This is a genomic window from Pseudoalteromonas aliena (assembly GCF_038155085.1).
In the GTDB taxonomy this organism is placed as follows: domain Bacteria; phylum Pseudomonadota; class Gammaproteobacteria; order Enterobacterales; family Alteromonadaceae; genus Pseudoalteromonas; species Pseudoalteromonas aliena_A.
Genome location: NZ_JBAKAU010000175.1, coordinates 1 through 220 on the forward strand (window position 1 = coordinate 1; position 220 = coordinate 220).

The 220-nt window shown below is 40.0% G+C and carries 1 protein-coding gene; it reads left to right on the forward strand.

The features are described 5' to 3' along the window. Nucleotides 1–220 (forward strand): Plug domain-containing protein (locus V6260_RS18990; protein WP_341595607.1); only part of this gene is annotated, 220 nt, incomplete at both ends.

Here is a 220-nt window from a genome sequence, read left to right on the forward strand (position 1 = left end):
TAATTATGTATGGGCTATTTCATCAAGAGGTTTTGCCTCTCGATTTTCAAGTAAATTACTTGTCATGATAGATGGACAGAGCTTATTCACCCCAACGTTTGCGGCTGTTTACTGGGAAACACTTAATGTGCCTTTATATGACATAGATCGCATTGAGGTCATACGTGGTCAAGGAGGGTGGCTTTGGGGCAGCAATGCAAATAATGGCGTTATAAATTTT